This is a genomic window from Algoriphagus zhangzhouensis (assembly GCF_900148515.1).
Taxonomy (GTDB): domain Bacteria; phylum Bacteroidota; class Bacteroidia; order Cytophagales; family Cyclobacteriaceae; genus Algoriphagus; species Algoriphagus zhangzhouensis.
In genome coordinates this window covers 260781-275419 of record NZ_FRXN01000006.1, presented here as the reverse complement: position 1 = coordinate 275419, position 14639 = coordinate 260781, and the positions used below count along the sequence as shown (strand labels likewise).

The 14639-nt window shown below is 41.1% G+C and carries 14 protein-coding genes; 5 read left to right on the top strand and 9 right to left on the bottom strand.

The window, feature by feature from the left end; genetic code table 11:
* Positions 1 to 83: 83 nt before the first annotated feature.
* Together BUF13_RS19030 and ffh are read right to left on the bottom strand one after the other, a co-directional pair.
* Positions 84 to 425, bottom strand: coding sequence for a hypothetical protein (locus BUF13_RS19030; RefSeq protein ID WP_073573405.1), 342 nt, complete (start codon positions 423 to 425; stop codon positions 84 to 86).
* A 115-nt stretch (positions 426 to 540) separates the two neighbouring features.
* Entirely contained in the window at positions 541 to 1878 is a 1338-nt protein-coding gene (gene ffh / locus BUF13_RS19025) for a signal recognition particle protein (protein ID WP_073573404.1), read from the bottom strand.
* 138 nt (positions 1879 to 2016) lie between these two features.
* Here ffh and BUF13_RS19020 point away from each other — a divergent pair, with 138 nt between their 5' ends.
* Positions 2017 to 4422 (top strand): glycosyltransferase family protein, encoded by a 2406-nt coding sequence (locus BUF13_RS19020; RefSeq protein ID WP_073573403.1) that lies wholly within the window; start codon positions 2017 to 2019, stop codon positions 4420 to 4422.
* 27 nt (positions 4423 to 4449) lie between these two features.
* Positions 4450 to 4974: an FKBP-type peptidyl-prolyl cis-trans isomerase gene (locus tag BUF13_RS19015; protein WP_073573402.1), complete on the top strand. Its 525-nt coding sequence runs from the start codon at positions 4450 to 4452 to the stop codon at positions 4972 to 4974.
* A 166-nt stretch (positions 4975 to 5140) separates the two neighbouring features.
* Here the strand turns inward: BUF13_RS19015 and BUF13_RS19010 are convergent, their stop codons facing one another.
* The 5 genes from BUF13_RS19010 to BUF13_RS18990 form a co-directional block, all read right to left on the bottom strand.
* Positions 5141 to 7417, bottom strand: coding sequence for a glycoside hydrolase family 20 protein (locus BUF13_RS19010; RefSeq protein ID WP_134204573.1), 2277 nt, complete (start codon positions 7415 to 7417; stop codon positions 5141 to 5143).
* A 122-nt stretch (positions 7418 to 7539) separates the two neighbouring features.
* A complete protein-coding gene (locus tag BUF13_RS19005) occupies positions 7540 to 8073 on the bottom strand; it encodes a hypothetical protein (RefSeq protein WP_073573400.1) in 534 nt (177 codons plus the stop codon).
* Between the two features lie 173 nt (positions 8074 to 8246).
* Positions 8247 to 9206, bottom strand: coding sequence for an ABC transporter ATP-binding protein (locus BUF13_RS19000; RefSeq protein WP_073573399.1), 960 nt, complete (start codon positions 9204 to 9206; stop codon positions 8247 to 8249).
* Positions 9203 to 9553 (bottom strand): MmcQ/YjbR family DNA-binding protein, encoded by a 351-nt coding sequence (locus BUF13_RS18995; protein WP_073573398.1) that lies wholly within the window; start codon positions 9551 to 9553, stop codon positions 9203 to 9205. Before BUF13_RS18995 ends, BUF13_RS19000 begins: the two co-directional genes overlap by 4 nt.
* Before the next feature lie 54 nt (positions 9554 to 9607).
* The gene (locus BUF13_RS18990; RefSeq protein ID WP_073573397.1) at positions 9608 to 10648 is read right to left on the bottom strand and encodes an MBL fold metallo-hydrolase; all 1041 of its coding nucleotides are present in this window, start codon (positions 10646 to 10648) and stop codon (positions 9608 to 9610) included.
* Positions 10649 to 10852: 204 nt separating this feature from the next.
* On the opposite strand from BUF13_RS18990, the gene BUF13_RS18985 reads away from it, so the two are divergent.
* Genes BUF13_RS18985 through BUF13_RS18975 form a run of 3 tightly spaced genes read left to right on the top strand, consistent with a single transcriptional unit; the run spans position 10853 to position 13717 of the window.
* On the top strand, positions 10853 to 11989 hold the full coding sequence (locus tag BUF13_RS18985; RefSeq protein WP_073573396.1) for a Re/Si-specific NAD(P)(+) transhydrogenase subunit alpha: 1137 nt from the start codon (positions 10853 to 10855) through the stop codon (positions 11987 to 11989).
* A gap of 2 nt (positions 11990 to 11991) precedes the next feature.
* Positions 11992 to 12303 (top strand): NAD(P) transhydrogenase subunit alpha part 2, encoded by a 312-nt coding sequence (locus BUF13_RS18980; protein ID WP_073573395.1) that lies wholly within the window; start codon positions 11992 to 11994, stop codon positions 12301 to 12303.
* Positions 12304 to 12307: 4 nt separating this feature from the next.
* Entirely contained in the window at positions 12308 to 13717 is a 1410-nt protein-coding gene (locus BUF13_RS18975; RefSeq protein WP_073573394.1) for an NAD(P)(+) transhydrogenase (Re/Si-specific) subunit beta, read from the top strand.
* Positions 13718 to 13719: 2 nt separating this feature from the next.
* Here BUF13_RS18975 and BUF13_RS18970 read toward each other — a convergent pair whose 3' ends face one another.
* A complete protein-coding gene (locus BUF13_RS18970) occupies positions 13720 to 14088 on the bottom strand; it encodes a transmembrane 220 family protein (RefSeq protein ID WP_073573393.1) in 369 nt (122 codons plus the stop codon).
* 13 nt (positions 14089 to 14101) lie between these two features.
* Positions 14102 to 14629 (bottom strand): gluconate 2-dehydrogenase subunit 3 family protein, encoded by a 528-nt coding sequence (locus BUF13_RS18965; protein WP_073573392.1) that lies wholly within the window; start codon positions 14627 to 14629, stop codon positions 14102 to 14104.
* Positions 14630 to 14639: the final 10 nt, after the last annotated feature.

The following is a 14639-nucleotide window of genomic DNA, read 5'->3' as shown; positions in this document are numbered from 1 at the left end:
GTTATTCCAAGAAGCAACCTATATTCAATTCTAAATTTTATCTGATGAATCTTATTCAAAACATTTAGTATTCCAATTGTTTTTCAATAAGCAAAACTCACACAAACATCCAACTCGACATTACCACCTGCTTCATTTGAAATCTCATAATGGAAAGTCGGACTATACTGATCTCGATTCTTAATCAAGGTGTCCAAATCCCCAGCCGGAAAGGAGAATTCATTGAAATGAATATCATTTTCAAGCTTTCCCTTCAGTTTTATTGAAACTGAATAAATCCCACCCTCAATTTCCAAACCACTGGAAATAGAATCTTGGAAATGGCTATTCGAAGTTTGAATTGTTTTACAGTTCTCATCTGTAACTCGAAGGCAAGAAGAGATAAAAAGAAGCAAAATCGGAAAAGCAAGACTGAGGTATTTCATTGAAAAAAGTTTCTGATTGGACTCGTCATTTCCAATAAGCCAAATTCAAGCTTAAAAAACAAAACCCGATCCTTTCAGACCGGGTTTTCAGACTTCATATTTTATCTTTCAGAATTTATCTTCTTCCCATTCCAGGCATCATTTTGCCCATTGCAGCTTTGGCTCCGCCCATTTTATTCATCTGCTTCATTAGCTTACGCATATCAGCAAATTGCTTCATCAGGTTGTTCACTTCGGTGATATTTCTACCAGAACCATTTGCGATTCTCTTTCTTCTGCTTCCATCGATCACATCTGGGTTTTGACGCTCATGTGGAGTCATACTTCTGATGATCGCCTCAATTGGCTTGAATGAATCATCATCGATATCCAATCCTTTCATGGCTTTGCCCATTCCAGGGATCATTCCCATCAAATCCTTGATGTTACCCATTTTCTTTACTTGCTCAAGCTGAGAAAGAAAATCATCAAAGTTGAAACTGTTCTGACGGATTTTAGCATTGATTCTTTTTGCTTCGTCCTCATCAAAGGATTGCTGTGCTCTTTCTACCAAAGAGATCACATCCCCCATACCGAGGATTCTTTGAGCCATACGATCTGGGTGGAAAACGTCCAAGTTCTCCATCTTTTCACCAGTCGAAATAAACTTGATCGGCTTGTTGACAACATGGCGGATGGAAATAGCAGCACCACCACGGGTATCACCATCCAACTTCGTCAATACAACCCCATCGAAATTCAATCGCTCATCAAAGGTCTTTGCTGTATTCACAGCATCCTGACCAGTCATGGAATCAACGACGAACAAAGTTTCTGAAGGATTCAAGGCATTTTTTAATTCCTCGATCTCATTCATCATCTGCTCATCCACTGCCAAACGACCTGCCGTATCGACGATTACCGTCTTCTTTCCAGTCTTTTTCGCATAGGCAATGGCATTGTTTGCAATCTCAAGCGCATTCTTGTTTTCAGGCTCAGCATAAACCTCCACTCCGATTTGCTCACCCAATACTTTCAATTGGTCAATCGCAGCAGGACGGTAAATATCACATGCAACCAACAAGACCTGACGGCCTTGTTTTTTCAAGAAGCTACCCAATTTCCCTGTGAAGGTCGTTTTACCAGAACCTTGTAGACCGGAAATCAAGATCACAGCAGGATCTCCACTCAGTTTGATATCCACTTTGGAGCCTCCCATGAGTTTGGTCAACTCCTCTTGGGTGATTTTCACCAACAATTGACCTGGAGAAACAGAGATCAATACATCTCTACCCAAGGCTTCATTCTTGATGGTATCGGTGACTTCCTTAGCTACTTTATAGTTAACGTCAGCATCAATTAAGGCTCTTCTGATCTCCTTAACCGTCGTTGCAACGTTGATTTCAGTGATTTTTCCGGTTCCTTTCAGGGTTTTGAAAGCCCGGTCCAGTTTCAAACTTAAATTATCAAACATGTGGTTTATCCGCTATTTGCTGCAAAAGTAATGATTTTCATTCCCTAAGGAAAGCCTAAATCCAAGGAATCCGATCTTCGTTTGCCTTTTAATTCCTAATTTGCACACTTTCTGTATATCCTAAGAAAATCACCTTACATGCAGCTGAATTTTCAAAAACAAATCTTACCACACCTCATAGGTGTCGGCATTTTCTACCTTCTTATCGTCTTTTATTTTTCTCCCATGGTTTTTGATGGGAAAGTGCTTTTCCAGGGAGACATTCTCCAATGGGAAGGCTCTGCCACAGAAGTCTTGGATTATCGTGCCGAAACAGGCGAACAATTGCTTTGGACCAATTCCACATTCGGAGGAATGCCGGCTTATTTCGTTTCGCTTGAATTTCCCGGAGACATCACAAACACGCTCATCAAAATCCTGACATTGGGACTTCCACACCCGGTGAGTGGCCTTTTCTTCGGAATGGTGGGAATGTACATTCTACTGTTAAGCTTCAGAGTCAGACCTTTATTGGCAATCGTGGGCTCTATTGCTTTTGCATTCAATACTTTCAATTTGCTTTCACTTGAAGCCGGACATAATGCCAAAATCTGGGCTGTATGCCTGATTCCTATCATTTTGGCGGGGATTCATTTGGCTTTTGAGAAAAAAAGAATCCTTGGGACTGCCTTGTTGGCTTTGGGACTTTTGCTCCAGCTCAAGTTCAATCACCTTCAAATCACCTATTATACACTGATCATTTCGGTGATTTATGTGATTGTAAGATTGGTGTTTGATTGGAAGAAGGATGGTCTCCCAGAAATAGGAAAAACATTAGGTTTTTTGGTTTTAGGAGCCATTTTGGCCGTGGGAGGAAATATCGGAAGACTGGCTACCGCATTGGAATATAGCCCTTATTCAACCCGGGGAAAAGCTACCATAGAAACAGCTTCTGCTGGATTGGACAGAGAATATGCATTCTCCTGGTCCAATGGAAAACTGGAAACCATGACCCTTTTGGTCCCGGACTTTTATGGAGGAGGTAGCAGTACTCCTTTGCCTAAAAACTCAGCTACTGAAAAAGCACTTAGATCCAATGGAATAGATCCGGCTCAAATCAACGGTTTTGTAAAAGGCGCTCCGACTTATTGGGGTGAGCAAACCTTTACCGGTGGTCCTATATACGGAGGTGTGATTCTGGTATTCTTGGCAATTTTGGGAATATGGGCAGCACCAAAGGAAAGCCTTTACACTTTTGGAGCAGTTATCGTTTTGTTCATCGTCTTAAGCTGGGGGAAGCATTTTGGCTGGTTCAACTACCTGCTTTTCGACATCCTTCCCGGTTACAATAAATTCCGGGCAGTTTCCATGGCATTAGGTATTACCCTATTTGCCATTCCTATTTTGGGGATGATTTCTTTGGAAAGGTTGATCCAAAAAGGCGATCTAAAACCATTATACATCGCAGGAGGAATTGTAGGTGGATTGGTTCTTTTATTGGCCGTAGCATCTGGAGCATTTTTGAGATTCGAAAGCCCGAATGACGTCAATTTGCCGGACTGGTTGGCTACTGCTATGCAAACAGACAGAAAAGCCATGCTTTCAGCTTCAGCTTGGAAAAGCTTTGGCTTTCTGGCAGCTTCTTTTGTGCTGATCTACTTCCGACTTAAAAATAAGATCAGTGATATCATCTTAGGTTCCGGACTTATCGCATTGGTTGGATTGGATCTTTGGACCATCAATAGACAATACCTCCACAGTGATTCTTTCCAAGCCAATCCCGGCAGAGAGTTTTTTGCAGAAACACCGGCTGAAAAGGAAATCGGTTCGGACCCGGGTTATTTCAGAGTTCTTAGCCTAACCGAATCAATTACCAACGGAGCTAGAACTTCCTATCGCTTCCATAGCTTAGGGGGGTACAACGGTGCCAAGCTGAGAAGATATCAGGACTTGATCGAATATCAGATCCAACCTGAATTACAGGAATTCATCGGAAAGGCTCAGGAAGGCAATTTTGACTGGAATGGGATCGGCGTGATCAATATGCTCAACACTAAATATTTGCTGGCAGGTCAGGATGCGAATGCTGTTTTCCAAAACCCGGAAGCAAACGGTCCGGCTTGGATCCCATCTACCATCGTTCCTGTTACCTCCAATGAAGAAGAAATTCAGAAAGTGGGTGAAATAGACACCAAGACTCAAGCAACAGTTAATACAGAAGAATTTGGATCTATTCCCGCAGGTTCAGGCCAAATAACCTTAACTGCAACTGAAGCTGACAAAATCACTTATCAGGCGGAAATGGATCAAGGTGGTCTGGTCGTATTTTCAGAAATCTTCTACCCTGTCGGCTGGACAGCTACTATCGATGGACAAGAAGCAGAAATCATCAGAACGGATTATCTTTTGAGAGGATTGAGTGTTCCTGCGGGAAGCCATGAAATTGTCTTTACCTTTGCTCCATCCAGTTATTATTCTACCAAGACCCCAATGATCATTTTCCAATATTTAATCGTGCTATCCTTGATCGGAGGAGTCTATTTCAGCTGGAAAAAAGAAAATTAATCAAGAAGAATCAAATCCTTTATAATTATGAAAATTCAGGAAAATGCAGTTGTTGGATTGACCTATGAATTGAAAGTCAGCAAAATCGAAGACGACATCGAATCCGTGCCATTTGAGGCGGAGGTGAGAGACGAGGACGATCCTTTTTATTTCCTTTTTGGAAATAGCGGATTACCTGAAAAATTCGAAGAATTAATGGCAGGAAAATCTGTTGGAGACACCTTTTCCTTCGTTTTGAAAGTTGAGGAAGCTTATGGTGAGGCTGATGATGAGTTGTTGGTTTCACTACCTAAAAGTCAATTTTCCAAAGAAAATGGGTTCAACCCAGAAATGCTTCAAGAAGGAAACTTCCTTCCGCTGATGGATGAAGATGGCTATTCCATGCAAGCGAAAGTATTGAAGGACCTAGGTGAAAATGTATTGTTGGACTTCAACCATCCTTTGGTAGGTTTTGATTTGCATTTCGATGGAAAAGTAATCGAAGTCAGAGAAGCTACTCAAGAAGAAATGGAACATGGACATGTTCATGGCGAACATGGAGCACATGAATAAATTCTAAAAGCTGAGGTTAAAAAGCTAAAAAGCGAAGTCGAATCCTGAATGGATATTTGACTTCGCTTTTTTTATACATCTGTTCTTCGGTCATCCGTCATCTGTCTACCAACCCTTAAATCAAAGGAAATTCAGATTGTGGTGAAGAAGCAGATAATAGGTAGTTTTAATTAATCACAATCTCATCTGTGAAAATAAATCCTCTTTGAGAATTGATGGCTTTCACGTTGATATAGCGAGCTTTTTCACCACCGAGACTTCCGGCAAAATCTTTCAAAATCAATTCCTTTTTGTCTTTTGGAATGTCATTTTCAATAGAAAGAACCTGATGGAAATTCTCACCATCAGAAGATAGGGATACCTCTACGGTTCCTGGCATCAATACTCCTGGCCCACTCTGTTGCATAAAGGTTGCTGAGAAAGAATTCAACTCCTGCTCCTCACCCATATCGATTGTCACATCCATATCAGTGGTAAATCCTTGCCATTTGCCATCTCCATAACCATTTCCTCCACGAAGTCCATCCGTCATAGTTCCCGCATCTCCAGCTGGATAAGATCTATTCCAAGGCTTTTGGTAAGTCACCGGTTTTCCTATCGCTTTGTGATAATCTACCTGACGAGTCAAGTATGGTTCCAAAGCTTTTCCTTCCTCAAAAACAGCCGCAGTAACCAATGCACTTCCTTTGACAAAAAACTCACCATCATATTTCGGGGAATCCATTGTGGGTGTAGATCCATCCAAAGTATAATGAATTTCAGGGTTACTCAGTTCGCTATCCAAGGTGATCCCAATCTGCTGCATTTCCTGATCCACATTCATAAAAGGAATCAATTCTTTGGTCACATTGTAAGAATATTTCACTCCTAATGCCTCCAGTCTTTTCAACTGAGTTTGAAGCCTAACTTTGAAAGATTCCCAATCAAGAACTTCAGGACTGGACCAAGTTCTTTCAGCCAAAGCCAGCATTTTCGGGAAAATAATCGCATCCGCCAAAGCTTCTGATGGCACCGTCTCAGACCAAAGAGCAGCTTGCGTTCCCTGAATCAAATTGACTTTCTCCTCAGGATATTTCTTCCCATGAAGAGGAAGATGGTAGATCGGATACATTTTGGCATCCAATCTTGAGAAATACATTGGGTTTCCAGGAACGAGGATCATACGATTGCCATTGGCTGCTATTCTCTCAGGGACTTCCGCTACCCAGTTTCTCCAATACATCACATAGGTAGAAGAGTCAATTCCTGCATTCAAAGCATCATCCCAGACGATCACTTCTTTGCCTTTGGACTTTAGGAATTTCGTCACTCGCTCCACAAAATAAGTCTGAAGCTCTTCCACATCTTTTAAGCCTTCAGCGGCCATCAGACTTTTGCAAGCCTGTGAGTTTTCCCAAGTGGACTTTTCCACTTCATCAGCCCCGATATGGACGAATTTGGAAGGAAAAATATCCATTACCTCAGTCAATACATTCTCAACAAACATATAAACACCCTCCTTGCCTGGACAGAGCGGAGTAGAAAACAATTCACCCCAACCAGGATTATCTATACAAGCCAGTTCGGGATAGACTTGAATCGCTGCCATCATATGACCCGGCATATCGATTTCAGGAATAATTTCCACATGGCGAGATTGAGCATAAGCAACCAATTCTCTTAGCTCATCCTGGGTATAAAACCCTCCGTATTGGGTTTGACCATCCACTTCACGAAGATGCTTCTGCTCGAAATTGAACCGAGGATCTTCGACAGCTTTTTCCATACAGACCGAATCCTGTGCATTGAAAGTTCTCCAAGCACTTTTTTCGGTCAACTCTGGATAATTTTTGATTTCGATTCTCCAACCCTGATCATCCGTCAGATGAAGATGAAACTTGTTCATTTTATACAAAGCCAAAAGATCCACATAGCGATGCAAGTATTCAATGGAAAAGAAATGTCTTGAAACATCCAGATGCATTCCTCTCCAATCTAATGTGGGTTGGTCTTCGATGCTTACTGTTGGAATTGAAATTTCACCTGAGGTTTTGCTGCCTTCCAAATCTGCCGGAAGCAATTGTCTAAAAGTCTCCAAGGCATAAAACATACCTGAAGGATCACCTGCTTTCAAAATGACTTTATCAGAATTGATCTCTAACTGATAGGCTCCTGCTGCTTGGATTTGGGAGTCAAAAATAAGTTCAATTTCAGTTCCATTTCCATCTTCTGAAATCTTGGAACCCAAAGCATGCTCAAGCGTGATCTGGAGGAATTCGACTTCGTTAGAGAATTTCCCTTCATCCTTCAAAACGAGTTTGGTGGAAGAACTTAGTGAAAAACTCCCATTTTGGATCTCCATTTTAGCTGGAGCAGGGATAATGGATATCGGGGTATTTGAAACTGGGGAACTGCAGGCCGTCCAAAACAGCACAGCCAACAATATAATAGATGAGTACTTCAAGGGATTAGGGTAAAATTTGAATCACAAAGATAGAAATGCAAAAAGAATCCCTTTCAACCACTTATCAAAGGGCAAAAGCCCTAATTATTTGTTTTTTAAACTGGCATGGAAAAATCATAGTGTCAGGAATCAGTTTCCAATTTTTTAAATCTACTAGTATCTCCATTTTCGAATTTCAGGATTAACTCATTTTTTGAAATCTTTTCAATTACAACTTTGGTCTCGATACCAAAGTCTTTAAACACTAAGGTATCTCCTACTATACTAAAAGTTTGTTCAGAAAAATTAATCATTGAACCTTCATTTTTTGAATCGATTTCAATGTCTGAAAATTCGCCTTCAGATTTATTCAGTAAAAAGAATTCGCTTATCCTTACCTTAGTTGAAAATTCAACTCCAATCAATTCATCTTTTAAATATCGATGAACATAAGTACCAGAATCTGTACAACCATAAATCTCATCGATTTCATCGGGATTTGGCCCAAAATTAACCACGTTTGAAGTATATAGGGTATCGCACTTCAATTGACCATTATTGTAAAAACCCATCCATTCCCATTTCCCCTCTAAGAATTGAATTTTAGATCCAGCTCTATAGTTGCAGGATTGAATACAACACAGAAAAATCAACGCGATTGCAATTTTCCCCTGCATAATTGAAAAGCAAATATTTTGAAAGAGTTATATGTATAAGTTTACAATTTTTAAAAACTTAATTCTCAAAATTCTTGATAAAAAACAACAAAAATTAGCTCTTACCCAATTCAAACTTTACCACCTGCTTTAGGCTAAATGTTATCGACTTTGGTCTAAAAGCTATGGTCTACCTACCCCTTCAACACCATCACCTTCTCTTCATCCCATTGCAGATAAACCCGATCTCCAATTTGATATTTTCGGCTGGGGTCATCTACCTCCCAGATCTCTCCGCCATTTTTCAGCTTGATTCTTAATGAATTGTAATGCACCAAATATCTGAAATCAATCACATGCCCCAACAATCCTCCTTTGGTTCGGATTTTCACATCATTGGGTCTAAGAAAGGAATTAATCCGGTCTGGGATCAGATTGATCGGAGAAAAAAGCCTCGCTACATAGCGTGTTTTGGGGCCTTCACACAGCTCCTGAGAGTTTCCTTTTTGGATGGTTTTCCCTTTTTGCAAAATCAAAACCTGATCGGTCAAGCGAAGCGCATCATCCAAATCATGTGTTACAAAAACTACCGTGGTATCCATTGCTTTAAGCAAGTCTCCCAGCTCAGAAATCAATTGATGCTTCTGGATGGTATCTAGAGATGAAAAGGGCTCATCCAATAAAAGAACTTCTGGTTCGATAGCCAAAGCCGTGGCTATGGCCACTTTCTGTTGCTGTCCTCCTGAAAGTTGCCTAGGAAATCTGTCTCTGAAATCCAGCAACCCAAACTGTCTCAGCAAAGTCTCCACCCGACTTTTGGTATATTCTTTTTCGTAGTGAAGCAAGGGCCTTGCGATATTTTCTGCTACCGTACTGTTGGGGTACAACTGATAGTCCTGATGAATCAATTTGATTTCATCGTATCCGGCAACTAGCTTCTTTTTCGGATTGAGGATTTGATTTCCATTGAGCCAAACCTCACCCTCATCTTGGATTTCAAGCCCAGCCATAATCCGAAGCAAAGTAGACTTTCCGGAACCGCTTTCCCCAACAATAGAGATAAACTCCCCTTCCTCTAATTCAAGAGAGAATTGATGGAGAGCTGATTTGTTTTGGTAAGATTTACTGAGCTTTTTGAGGGAATAAAAAGTCATGGGCGAATTTCTGCTTGAAGCTTTTTGGGTAAGGAGGCAAAGATCAGCTCATAAGATTGATCTGCCAAATCCAATATCAGTTGATCCGGTACATTTCCCAAAACAGATACCGAATTCCATAATTTTTTATTCATATGATAGCCTGGAGTAATCCCCGGATAGCGCTCTCTCAGCTCTTCGGAGTATTCCGAATCACTTTTCAAGTTGATATACTCAAACACTTCCATGTCGGTGATCGAAAAGATCTTTCCTCCCACACGAAAGCATAAAGTCTTCTCATCAAAAGGAGTGTCTTCAGTCACTCCCGGTTTGGCCAGGCAATAATCACGGAAATATTCGAGTGTCATTTATGGAAAGAATTTGAATAGAAATCTAAACAAGTTAAAATTCTTCTTTCAATTTCAATACTTCTTCCACCACTCTGAACTACTTGGAGATGCCAAAGATTGCAACTCTCCGATTTGAGGAATGATATAATCCAACTCAAGCTCTGATGCTTTTTCTATAAATCCTTCCACAGGCTCAGTCCAATGATGCGGTGCCAAGGTAAATCCGGCCCAGTGAATCGGCATGGCCAATTTCACGCCTGCGTCGCTTGCCGCCATTACACTTTCATCAGGAAACATGTGAATTTGTCTCCATAACTCATTGTATTGTCCACATTCCATAAAGCCAAAATCAAATCCTCCAAATTTATCTCCGATCTCCTTGAAATGAGGTCCATATCCCCCATCTCCACTCACCCAAATGGTTTCCTTTTGACCTTGGAAAACCCAGCCACCCCAAAGGGATTGAGCGCGATCTCTTAAGCCTCTACCGGAAAAATGTCTGGACGGAGTAAAAGTTACTTGGATTCCGTCTAACTCTTGGCTCCCCCACCAATCCAATTCTGTGATCAGCTTTTCGTCTATTCCCCAGCGAACCAAATGTCTTTTTACACCCAATGCCACAAAGAACTTTTTGACTTTGCCTTTCAGCTTCAAAATGCTACTCAAATCCAAGTGGTCGTAATGATCATGAGTCATCACCACCAAGTCAATTTCTGGAAAGTCATCAATCAGATCCAAGGAGCCCTCGGAAAATCGCTCAGTTCGAATCGGCCCAATCGGAGAACTATCCGGCCCCAACATCGGATCGACTAAAATAGTCTTCCCATCCAATCTCATAAGCATCACCGAGTGACCATACCAAACGAATTTCATTTGATCTGACTCAGCCAAGAAATTTTCTTTTTGAAAAGGCAAAATTGGAATAGGTGATTTAGGGATTCTTTCGGATCTACCTTTTAGCTGTTGCCTGATCAATTTGGGATAATCTCTCAAACTGATATCCATGGTGGTATCCTGCAGATTTTGAAATTTTCCTTTATTCCAGTTGGGGGACTTTTCGTATTGCTCTAAAAGCTGAGGAGTGATTTTACCTCCGAATTGTTTGAATGACATCTTTTACTCTTTTGTCACTGATGGACGAATTGTGATGTGTAATAAACTACATTTTGAGAATTCAAGTTTCGATTTGGATCAAAAATATCTGCCTTACTACCTAAAAAAATAATTTTCTTTAGTCCCAGCTTGAATAAATATTTGAATCATTTCCATAAGAACTAAAAAGGCTTAAATTCAAGGAATTAGAAATAATCACCATCCATGACAATTGGTCTTTTGAAAGAATCCGGTGAAGAAAACCGGGTTGCTTTACTTCCAGAAAGTGTTAAAAATCTTATTAGTCTAAAAGTCAGTATTTGGGTTGAGTCCAAAGCTGGAGAAAAGGCTTTTGCTTCTGATGAAGATTACGAGGCAGCGGGAGCTAAAATTTGCGGGAGAGCTGAAACACTCCAAGCTGATGTGGTTTTAGGGATTCAGCAACCTCTAGACTCTGAGATTGATTCTTTAAAAGAAAGTCAAGTTTTGATTTGTCTTTTTCAACCGCTTTCCAATAAAATATTGGTGGAGTCCTTTTTGAAAAAGGGCATCACAACCTTTTCAATGGATAACGTACCAAGAACAACCCGTGCTCAGGCCATGGATATTCTTTCTTCAATGGCAACTGTGGCCGGCTACAAGGCAGTTCTATTGGCAGCTAGTCATTCACCAAGATTTTTCCCAATGTTTATGACAGCCGCAGGAAGCATCATCCCTTCCAAGGTTTTGGTTTTGGGAGCTGGTGTTGCGGGGCTTCAGGCTATCGCAACAGCTAGAAGGCTCGGCGCAGTAGTGGAAGCCTTTGATGTCCGAGCCGCCGCAGAGGAAGAAGTGAAAAGCTTGGGAGCCAAATTCGTCAAAGTCGAAGGCGCTCAGGACGACAAAGGAGCAGGCGGTTATGCAGTCGAGCAAACAGAAGAATACAAAGCAAAACAACAAGCCCTCATCCAGGAGCATGCAAAAAAATCCAATATTATCATTTGTACAGCTCAAATCCCGGGAAGAAAAGCTCCACTCTTGATCACGGAAGACACTGTTAAAAACATGGCCTCAGGCTCTGTAATCGTGGATTTAGCGGCCAGCTCTGGCGGAAATTGCCAGTTGACCGAAAACAATAAAATCTGCTTAAAAGAGGGAGTTACCATCATAGGCGATTCCAACCTACCATCTAGCATGCCTATGGATGCTAGTAAAATGTACGGCAAAAACATGGTCAACTTCCTGAAATTAATTATTAGCCCGGAAGGAGATCTAAACCTAAACTGGGACGATGATATCGTGCTGAACACTTGCGTGACTCATCAAGGTCAAATCCAAAGTTCCCGAGTAAAATCCATCCTTTACCCTTCAGAAACTGCATAACAATGGAAGAAATATTAAGCCTTTTTTACGATAACCGAGAATTCATTTTCCTGATAATCGTGTCAGTTTTTTTAGGAATTGAAGTCATATCAAATGTCCCAGCCGTATTGCATACGCCGTTGATGTCAGGTGCAAATGCTATCCATGGAGTGGTGATTATCGGTTCGATTATTATCATGCTTCAGGCTGATCCCACAAACTATTACGCATTGATTTTGGGCCTTATAGCCGTGGTTTTAGGAACACTCAACGTGGTTGGAGGATTTGTGGTGACCAACCGAATGCTGGAAATGTTTAAAAAGAAATCGAAGTAATCTTATGACAGAACTTTTAGGACTCAGCATTCTCGAGCTTTGCTATATCGTAGCTTCGATTACTTTCATTTTGGGATTAAAAATGCTTTCCAGCCCAGACAAGGCGCGAAGAGGAAATCTGATTGCTGGATACGGAATGGGCTTAGCCATATTCGCTACCATCTTTTTCAAAGAAGAACTCACTCCTGACAAATGGCTGAATTACACCTTGATTCTTTCTGGATTAATCGTAGGAACAGTCATAGGAACCCGAATGGCTCTCAAGGTAAAAATGACCGCGATGCCTCAGATGGTTTCCTTTTTCAACGGAATGGGTGGAGCATGTGCCGGAGTGATTTCTTTGGTAGAGTTTGATCATCTGAGACATAATCCAAATCCTGAAACGGGAATGTTAATCGTCATCCTTTTGGGATTGATCATAGGTTCCGTTTCTTTCTCAGGCTCCATGATTGCCTATGGGAAATTGGAAGGAAAAATCAAGGACAAAGCACTTCCAGGAGGCCAAATCATCAATATTTTACTTCTTCTGGCTCTTTTTGGATTGGCTATCTGGATGAGTTTTACTGGAAATCTAAGTCCGACTTTATTGTATGTTCTTTTGGCGATTTCACTGCTTTACGGAGTATTATTTGTAATGCCAATTGGAGGAGCAGATATGCCCGTGGTGATTTCTCTTTTGAACAGTTTCACAGGGATGGCCGCAGCATTTGGAGGTTTTCTTTATGGAAATCAAGCGATGCTGACCGGAGGTATTTTGGTGGGTTCAGCAGGTACGATTTTGACTGTGTTGATGTGTACTGCGATGAACCGTTCTTTGACCAATGTGATCATTGGATCTTTTGGAGGCGGTAGTTCATCTTCAGCAAAGTCAGGAGAGCAAGGAACTGCCAAGGAAATCTCGGTGACAGACGCAGCCATCTTACTTGCCTATGCCAACAAAGTCAGTGTAGTCCCGGGTTATGGATTAGCAGTGGCACAAGCTCAGCACACTATTCATAATTTGGAGAAAATACTTGAAGAGAAGGGCGTTGATATGAATTATGCCATTCATCCAGTGGCTGGTCGAATGCCTGGACACATGAATGTGCTTTTAGCGGAAGCTGATGTCCCATATCCAAAATTGCTGGAAATGGAAGATGCCAATGAAGATATGGGTAGTACCGATGTGGTTTTGGTGATTGGTGCAAATGACGTTGTGAATCCTGCCGCAGAAACAGATGCGGGCAGCCCAATCTATGGAATGCCCGTCATCAAAGTTTGGAATGCCAAAAACATCATTGTCCTAAAAAGATCCATGGGAAAAGGCTATGCCGGAATCGAAAACGAATTGTTCTTCCACGACAAAAACCGAATGCTTTTTGGAGATGCAAAAGACTCTTTGGAGAAATTAATAGCTGAAGTCAAAAACCTCTAAGCTTAAGCAACGTTTCGCCAGGATTTAATCAATGCTGGCACCATGCTAAGAGCTATAATCAACAAGCCGAAAGATTCACGACCTATTTCCATTTCATGAGTTTTCATCGTCAAATCGCCCTGCTCAATCTCTTGACTGATCCATCCCCCAACTGACTCAGGCCAATAGAACAATGAGCCCGCTAGACAAGCAATGACTACTAAGGTCAAAGGAAATTTGGGGAATATGCCTCGAACTGCCAAAAGACAGAAAATAATAGCCACACCATAAATGGGAACCCATAATTCCGGATCTGGATCATTGAATTGCCAGTAGGCAAACAAAGCAAAGATCAGTGCGAATACGCCGTAAAATATTTTTAGAAACTTCATACTTGAATTGTGATTAAGCAATTGTAATACAGCCCTCATACTTACCAGGAGCTACTTTATACCCATAATAATCAACCATTACCTCTTTGACAGTCGTAAAGCCGAAAATGGTTTGGGATTTCATCAAGTCAAAAAACTTTTTCTCATCCTCATTCTCTGAATTGGCCATTGCCATTAGAATCTCTTCTCTACCTTTTTGATCTGCATTTAGGAAATTGGTTTTCCCCAGCTCTTTCAATTGGGATTTGATCAAATTTTGATCTTCTACCTCATAACAATGCTCAAAAAGTTTGATGAGAAACTTATCTGTACCCGTACTTAAAGCACCAATTGGTTTTGAATCTGGAGATGGGGTAATGGCTGGAAGACCTTCAGGAATAATCGTATCGGCAATGGCCGAAATCATTTTTTCTTCTTTCCAGGAAAAAAATCCTTCATGGGTCATTTGATCCACAAAATGCCATTTCCAATCAGCAATAGCCAATCCAGCAATGCCTACTCCTGCTCCTCCAAGAATTTTGAGTGATTTCCTTCGGTCCATGGGTTGATTG

Bases quoted from the DNA above. Each gene is read 5' to 3' on its own strand.
- BUF13_RS19030 (WP_073573405.1), bottom strand. From the start codon at position 425: ATGAAATACCTCAGTCTTGCTTTTCCGATTTTGCTTCTTTTTATCTCT.
- ffh (WP_073573404.1), bottom strand. From the start codon at position 1,878: ATGTTTGATAATTTAAGTTTGAAACTGGACCGGGCTTTCAAAACCCTG.
- BUF13_RS19020 (WP_073573403.1), top strand. From the start codon at position 2,017: ATGCAGCTGAATTTTCAAAAACAAATCTTACCACACCTCATAGGTGTC.
- BUF13_RS19015 (WP_073573402.1), top strand. From the start codon at position 4,450: ATGAAAATTCAGGAAAATGCAGTTGTTGGATTGACCTATGAATTGAAA.
- BUF13_RS19005 (WP_073573400.1), bottom strand. From the start codon at position 8,073: ATGCAGGGGAAAATTGCAATCGCGTTGATTTTTCTGTGTTGTATTCAA.
- BUF13_RS19000 (WP_073573399.1), bottom strand. From the start codon at position 9,206: ATGACTTTTTATTCCCTCAAAAAGCTCAGTAAATCTTACCAAAACAAA.
- BUF13_RS18995 (WP_073573398.1), bottom strand. From the start codon at position 9,553: ATGACACTCGAATATTTCCGTGATTATTGCCTGGCCAAACCGGGAGTG.
- BUF13_RS18990 (WP_073573397.1), bottom strand. From the start codon at position 10,648: ATGTCATTCAAACAATTCGGAGGTAAAATCACTCCTCAGCTTTTAGAG.
- BUF13_RS18985 (WP_073573396.1), top strand. From the start codon at position 10,853: ATGACAATTGGTCTTTTGAAAGAATCCGGTGAAGAAAACCGGGTTGCT.
- BUF13_RS18980 (WP_073573395.1), top strand. From the start codon at position 11,992: ATGGAAGAAATATTAAGCCTTTTTTACGATAACCGAGAATTCATTTTC.
- BUF13_RS18975 (WP_073573394.1), top strand. From the start codon at position 12,308: ATGACAGAACTTTTAGGACTCAGCATTCTCGAGCTTTGCTATATCGTA.
- BUF13_RS18970 (WP_073573393.1), bottom strand. From the start codon at position 14,088: ATGAAGTTTCTAAAAATATTTTACGGCGTATTCGCACTGATCTTTGCT.
- BUF13_RS18965 (WP_073573392.1), bottom strand. From the start codon at position 14,629: ATGGACCGAAGGAAATCACTCAAAATTCTTGGAGGAGCAGGAGTAGGC.